This window comes from Serratia sp. NPDC078593 (genome assembly GCF_050268245.1).
GTDB lineage: Bacteria > Pseudomonadota > Gammaproteobacteria > Enterobacterales > Enterobacteriaceae > JBNNGK01.
Genome location: NZ_JBNNGK010000037.1, coordinates 1 through 6,501, shown reverse-complemented (window position 1 = coordinate 6,501; position 6,501 = coordinate 1). Strand labels below are relative to the sequence as shown.

General features: G+C 46.9%; 6 protein-coding genes and 1 tRNA gene. 5 read left to right on the top strand and 2 right to left on the bottom strand.

The window, feature by feature from the left end:
- Window positions 1-452: 452 nt before the first annotated feature.
- Window positions 453-1,562, top strand: coding sequence for a porin OmpC (locus ACQKDS_RS19975; RefSeq protein ID WP_399673995.1), 1,110 nt, complete (start codon window positions 453-455; stop codon window positions 1,560-1,562).
- Window positions 1,563-1,848: 286 nt separating this feature from the next.
- Here the strand turns inward: ACQKDS_RS19975 and ACQKDS_RS19970 are convergent, their stop codons facing one another.
- A complete protein-coding gene (locus tag ACQKDS_RS19970) occupies window positions 1,849-2,424 on the bottom strand; it encodes a TetR/AcrR family transcriptional regulator (RefSeq protein ID WP_399673997.1) in 576 nt (191 codons plus the stop codon).
- 106 nt (window positions 2,425-2,530) lie between these two features.
- Between ACQKDS_RS19970 and ACQKDS_RS19965 the strand changes: the two genes are divergently transcribed.
- A complete protein-coding gene (locus ACQKDS_RS19965) occupies window positions 2,531-2,998 on the top strand; it encodes a DUF1348 family protein (RefSeq protein WP_399673999.1) in 468 nt (155 codons plus the stop codon).
- Window positions 2,999-3,100: 102 nt separating this feature from the next.
- Here ACQKDS_RS19965 and ACQKDS_RS19960 read toward each other — a convergent pair whose 3' ends face one another.
- Entirely contained in the window at window positions 3,101-3,520 is a 420-nt protein-coding gene (locus ACQKDS_RS19960; RefSeq protein ID WP_399674001.1) for a DUF2946 domain-containing protein, read from the bottom strand.
- Between the two features lie 218 nt (window positions 3,521-3,738).
- Between ACQKDS_RS19960 and ACQKDS_RS19955 the strand changes: the two genes are divergently transcribed.
- From ACQKDS_RS19955 to ACQKDS_RS19945, 3 genes are all read left to right on the top strand, one after another.
- Window positions 3,739-5,106 (top strand): PepSY-associated TM helix domain-containing protein, encoded by a 1,368-nt coding sequence (locus tag ACQKDS_RS19955; RefSeq protein WP_399674005.1) that lies wholly within the window; start codon window positions 3,739-3,741, stop codon window positions 5,104-5,106.
- A gap of 78 nt (window positions 5,107-5,184) precedes the next feature.
- Window positions 5,185-5,514 (top strand): osmotically-inducible lipoprotein OsmE, encoded by a 330-nt coding sequence (gene osmE, locus ACQKDS_RS19950; RefSeq protein ID WP_399674003.1) that lies wholly within the window; start codon window positions 5,185-5,187, stop codon window positions 5,512-5,514.
- A 157-nt stretch (window positions 5,515-5,671) separates the two neighbouring features.
- Window positions 5,672-5,759, top strand: a tRNA-Ser gene (locus ACQKDS_RS19945).
- The last annotated feature ends 742 nt before the right edge of the window (window positions 5,760-6,501 follow it).

Here is a 6,501-nt window from a genome sequence, read left to right as displayed (position 1 = left end):
CTTTAAGTTTCTTTTCGTCCATAATTTGCCTGTCTCCATTGTCAGGAAGAACATATCAAAAACAGGCAATTACACAATTTAAATTACAGTCTCGAGTATTATAGTGTCATGATCTCCCTTATTTTTTGATTGTCTGTGCTTATTGCTCTGCACTTTTGTATTGTATTCTCTATTAACTTAAATTTTTGTATAGTTGTATGTTTTTACTGTGATTATTATGTTTTTTGTCTTTGTGTGCGCTATTTTTGTTATTTGTAAACTTTTGATAAAGTTCGGGCTTATTTACATTTTGAAATCCTTAATAATTACTTTGAAACACTAATTGATACTTGGTATCATTTTCTTTCTGGATTAATATAAACCTTGTTACCAGAATGGTGATGCTTAGTCGTGCTAATAATGCTCAGAAGGGCAGTGGCCGTAGCTCGACATAATTAAAGAGGATAATAACGATGAAACTTCGAGTACTCTCCCTGATCGTACCCGCACTGCTGGTAGCCGGCACTGCAGGCGCAGCGGAAATCTACAACAAAGACGGTAATAAACTGGATTTGTTCGGTAAAATCGATGGTCTTCACTATTTCTCCGATGACAATGGAACCGATGGCGATCAGTCTTATATGCGTTTTGGTCTGCGCGGTGAAACTCAAATTAGCGATCAACTGACCGGTTACGGTGAGTGGGAATATCAGGTTCAGTTGAACAAAACCGAAGCTGAAAACGATTCCTTCACCCGTGTTGGTTTCGCTGGTCTGCGTTTTGGCGATTACGGTTCACTGGATTATGGTCGTAACTACGGCGTACTGTACGACATCGGCGCATGGACCGACGTGCTGCCAGAGTTCGGTGGTGATACCTACGGTGCGGACAACTTCCTATTCCAACGTAGCAATGGCGTTCTGACCTACCGTAACAACGATTTCTTCGGTCTGGTCGATGGCCTGAACTTTGCTTTGCAGTATCAGGGTAAAAACGACAGCGCAACCGAATCTAACAATGGCCGTGACGTTCTGGCACAGAACGGTGATGGCTACGGTATGTCTGCAACCTATGACCTGGGCTACGGCATCAGCGCAGCGGCAGCGTACTTCTCTTCTGATCGTACCAACGATCAAAATGGCCATAACAACGCAGCTATCTTGGGTCACGGCGACAAAGCTGAAGCCTACAGCGGCGGTCTGAAATACGACGCGAACAACGTTTACCTGGCAGCGATGTATACCCAGTCTTACAACGCTACCCGCTTCGGTAAGCGCAGCAGCACTGCTTACGGTTACGCGAACAAAGCGCAGAACTTCGAAGTTGTTGCACAATACCAGTTCGATTTCGGCCTGCGTCCTTCCGTGGCTTACCTGCAGTCTAAAGGCAAAGACATCGAACAGGGTTACGGCGATCAGGATCTGATGAAATATGTTGATGTAGGCGCGACTTACTACTTCAACAAAAACATGTCTACCTATGTGGATTACAAAATCAACCTGCTGGATGACAACAACTTCACCAAAGCTGCTGGCATCAACACCGACGACGTAGTGGCTGTAGGTCTGGTTTACCAGTTCTAAGTTCTACTGCGAAAGCATCAAACGCGGCCCTCGGGTCGCGTTTTTTTTGCTCTGAATTAGCGCGCAGATTGCGCGAACTGAAGGGGTTATATACCACCACACGATGGCACAGGGCCGTATCATCTTGGCCTGGCCGTCAGTAAACCGTCATTACCCATTTGGAACAACGGCACATCCGCCATGAGAGTGCGATAGCAGGGCGTATGGTTTGGCTGTGGGGCAGTGAAAGCCCTATTTCCGCGATCCTGAGAGTGGAAGACGCCGGGATTAGGGGATCACTATTACGCTATGAGCGCCACGTTTGCGCCAATGCTGACAGCATGTGTGTTAATAGCTGTAATGCGGGTTGAACCTGCTGTTCAATTTGTACTTTCACAATAGTGCCGTCGATCAGCATTGCTATCATCGCGGCATGTTGCTGCCGATGCCCATCCATCGGCAAATATTGCTCAATTTCCTCTGCCATCTGCTGTTTATGCTGCTGAGCGAGCGTCAGGCTTTCTGGCAGCAGATCCGCCAACTCCACCGCAGTATTGATAAAGGCGCACCCGCGATAATGCGGATCGCTGAACCACTCGGCCAGACAGGCTGGCAATGCCATAACCAGGTCACTTTGTTGAGAGACGTGCTGCGCTAAGCTGTGGCGAAACCATGTCAACCAGTGTTGATGGCGGTAAGTGAGAAACGCTCGAATCAGCTCGTTCTTACTAGGAAAGTGGCGATAGAACGTCACTTTAGTCACACCGGAGTCTTTAATAATTCTGTCAATCCCGGTGGCACGAATACCGTCGCGATAGAAAAGCGCGTGTGCGGTTAACAAGATGCGTTGCTGGGCGGGGACGTTTTTACAGTGCGTAGCCATTGTGTTACCTCAAAAATTCATAATGTTGATTGTAGACAACTCTGTCTACATAGGCTAGCCTAATTGTGTAGACAGATCTGTCTACTTTACTTAAATTGAGGTCACTATGCAGAGTAAGCCCCCATTACCACCATTTACCCGGGAATCCGCCATCGAGAAGGTGCGCTTGGCTGAAGACGCTTGGAATAGCCGCGACCCATTACGTGTCGCGCAGGTTTATTCGGTCGATACGCATTGGCGTAACCGCGCCGAGTTTGTTGCTGGGCGTGATGCGGCTGCGGAATTTTTGCAACGTAAGTGGGCAAAAGAGCTAGAGTATCGCTTGATCAAAGAGCTATGGGCATTTGACGAGACGCGTATTGCCGTACGTTTTGCCTATGAATGGCGCGATGACAGCGGCAACTGGTATCGCAGTTTTGGCAACGAAAATTGGGAGTTCAATGCGGAAGGATTGATGATCAATCGACATGCTAGCATTAACGATCGGCCTATTCAGGAAAGCGAGCGCCAATTTCATTGGCCGTTAGGGCGTCGCCCTGATGATATACCGTCATTGAGCGATTATGGTTTTTAATTAATTTAAACTTATTTTATATCAGTGACGGGATAGGGTTTATTAATTATCGGCAATAATAAACCCTGCCTTTATTAAATAAGGCATAAAAATTAATGTGACTTATGATAATAAAAAATGGAAAGGCGGGGCGCGCGTCTGGTAGGGAGGAAGTGGCGCGAAAGCAATAATGCCAAAAAGGGGATAAATAAGAGGTTGGGGTGACCGAGTTTCAGTGCCAGGTAAGATAAATATCGCGATATGGAGTGGTGGAGAGTGATGAAATAAGCTGCAATAACCACAAAAATCAAGCGCACTTTTATCTGTTATTTGCGCATCGTGATGCATCATCATGGCCGCGTTTTCCGGTGGGTGATGAGGCATTACATTGTGCTCAGAAAGAGACGCTGTAACGTTGGATGTATTTTTATTTTGATTATTTTCAGTGAGTTGAGATGATATTGACGGCGCTATGAAAATCATCAACATAGCAAACAAGCCCAGCCAGGCTAATGTGCGCGTAGATTGAGTCGAGAGTTTCACTCGTCGTCATATCCTTGATGGGCGGGTTAACGTTTGCTGTGATAGCATTTTAGCCGCTATGGTAACATTTTTTACACCTCGCCAACACCGTGGGTAATCATCGTTGCCGGCTGTCGCTGTTTTGCTATTTTCTGGTTAAATATATTTGTTAAAGAAATAAAGATCGGGTAAATTTCGCAATTGCCACTTCCCACTTCCCTATCAAGGAATAGTTAATGATGCCTGAACGCATATCTGCGTTATCAGCTAATGCCAATAATAGGCAGAATCATGTCACCACCCGCAGTTGGTTTATTCCATTGATGATGCGATTACATTTTTATATTGGTTTATTTGTCGGTCCCTTTTTACTGATCGCGGCATTGAGTGGAATATTCTATGCCCTGACACCACAAATCGAATCACATTATTACGCTGAACAACTGTATAACCGCAGTCATGGACCTGCGCTGTCGCTTGGTGCGCAAATTCGGGCTGCGCAAGCCGATGCGCCACCGCAGGCGACACTTTCTGCGGTGCGGCCTGCTCCTGCCGTGGGGGAAAATACGCGCGTATTGTTCAATATGGCGGGTTTGCAGCCTTCCGAACGCCTCGCTGTATTTGTCGATCCCGTCACGGCGGATATACACGGTAAAATGACGGTTTACGGCACCAGCGGCATATTGCCGCTGCGAACCTGGCTGGATCAACTGCATCGTAGTCTGCTGCTAGGGGATATTGGCCGTTATTACAGCGAGCTTGCGGCGTCATGGCTGTGGATCGCGGCGCTGGGGGGGCTGATTCTCTGGCGGGCAAAGCGTAACGCAAAGAAAGGATTGCGTGCGGTGCATCGAAAAGTGGGACTGTTCGTGTTGATTGGCCTGCTGTTCTTTTCGGCTACCGGGCTGACTTGGTCGAAGTGGGCTGGGGATAATATCAGCATATTACGTCAGCAGTTGGGGTGGGCAACGCCGTCAATTGCTACCGCATTGTCTTCAGCATCGGCAGAAACCCTCGATGAGCATGCTGAGCATCGTCACCATGCTATGCCGAAGGGCGAATCAATGCCGGTATGGGATGTTGATACCTACGATCGCGTATTACAGATAGCCCGTCAGGCTGGCATCAACGCGGATAAACTAGAAATTAAACAGCCAGCCTCCTCTGGGGTGGCGTGGACGGTCAGTGAGATTGATCGCCGTTGGCCAACTCAGGTTGATGCTGTTGCGGTGGATGCGGCTAATAGCACGATTACCGACCATGTGCGCTTCGAACACTATCCTTTAGCCGCCAAGCTGACGCGCTGGGGGATCGATCTCCACATGGGGGTGCTATTTGGTTGGGTGAATACGTTGGTTCTGGTGGTTTTTGCTGCCGGTTTGGCCGCGATGGTCATCATGGGCTACCTGATGTGGTGGCGTAGGCGAGCGATGCAGTCGCTGCGCGATTGTGCTTTTCCGTTATTGCGCCACGCGCCCAAAGGACCATTGGTGGCGATTATTACGCTTACCCTGCTCGTTGGGTTCTGCCTGCCGGTGATGGGAGCCAGCTTATTGTTGTTCTTATTGATTGATTGGCTACGCTATTGCTGGCAAAAACAGCACTGAGAGTTAAAGTGAGATTTGTCGAAAAGTCTTTTGCCATCTAGACTTAGATGACAATTAATGCACTTTAGAGGACAAGCTATGACAAAGAAATTGGTTTTAGCCGTGAGTACTGCGGCGGCATTTTCCATTCTTGCTGGCTGTACCGCTTACGACAGGGCTGCCAGTTATGTTAATGAGCCCGTAGTAAGCGATGTAAAAGTCGGGATGACTAAACAACAGGTACGCGCGATTGCTGGGCCACCATCGACTTCCGCGACACTTATTCACGCGCAAGGCTCCTGCGATACTTACGCGGTAGCCCCACGGGATGGCAAAGCACAGACCTATTTTGTCAGCTATAACGATACCGGGCATGTTATGAACAAAGGTTATCAGAGTTGTTCGGAATATGATTCGCAACCTAAATAGTCGGCTGTGACGTGACCCAAAGAGCCCCGTGTTTACGGGGTTTTTTATTTTTTAGCCACCTTTGGGTTGAACTTTAAGCAGTTGCACGGCAATACGCATTTTTTTATGACACAACGGTAGACATTTCATAACGGTATCGCTAATATCTGCGCCCATTGGAAGGATGGCCGAGTGGCTTAAGGCAACGGTCTTGAAAACCGTCGAGTGTAACAGCTCCCAGAGTTCGAATCTCTGTCCTTCCGCCAAATATCAACCCCGAGCTTTTTTAAAGCTCGGGGTTTTTCTTTTATATCGTCTTTCTCCTGCGCAACCCACATAACCCTGCTAAACGGCCTCCGCCGTAATCTGCCCGAAATACAGCATCATGAGCGCTTGGCTTGAGCAGAGCCTCTCTGGAGGGCGCTGCGTGATCCTTTCATTCAGACTGCCTTAAGACTCACTCCCTGAGGCAGAAATTAACAAGGTGATCATTTGGTTTTTACGCTCGGAGTAATCAGTTTAACAAGTGGCATAAAAGAAATGGGTGGGTTTAGCTAACAATTGATAACGGAATAAAATGAATGATTCGATGTAATCGGAGCATTAATAAATACTCATAATAATTTCTGTGCATTTTTAAATACTGAGACCTAAACGTCACACCCACGTCGCATTTTCAGATAAAAATTTCATGGCGGATATTTCGGCTTTTTGCTCGTATTTTGCACACGCTGAAAAGGTAAAGTTAGTTGATGTTTTTGAGTTAGCCCTTATCCCATAAGCTTTGAAGGGATGCTTTAAGAAACTTCTTATAAATCAGTTTTGTGTTGTATTTTTGCTTGGTAATTTTTATTGTAATATTTGGTTACATCTTTGCGTTTCTAAATGATATCCTAATGTTTTTACACTTACTGCAATAGGCAATTGTCTGAGTTTACGGTTAAGACGAACGCCTAACGATACCGTGTCATGCCCGCTAGTGAATGGATTGCGCTCGCTTTTGACCTT

What these genes read in the sequence shown, in the direction of transcription:
- ACQKDS_RS19965 (WP_399673999.1), top strand. Translation starts at nt 2,531, where the DNA reads ATGCAGAGTAAGCCCCCATTACCACCATTTACCCGGGAATCCGCCATC.
- osmE (WP_399674003.1), top strand. Translation starts at nt 5,185, where the DNA reads ATGACAAAGAAATTGGTTTTAGCCGTGAGTACTGCGGCGGCATTTTCC.
- ACQKDS_RS19975 (WP_399673995.1), top strand. Translation starts at nt 453, where the DNA reads ATGAAACTTCGAGTACTCTCCCTGATCGTACCCGCACTGCTGGTAGCC.
- ACQKDS_RS19955 (WP_399674005.1), top strand. Translation starts at nt 3,739, where the DNA reads ATGCCTGAACGCATATCTGCGTTATCAGCTAATGCCAATAATAGGCAG.
- ACQKDS_RS19970 (WP_399673997.1), bottom strand. Translation starts at nt 2,424, where the DNA reads ATGGCTACGCACTGTAAAAACGTCCCCGCCCAGCAACGCATCTTGTTA.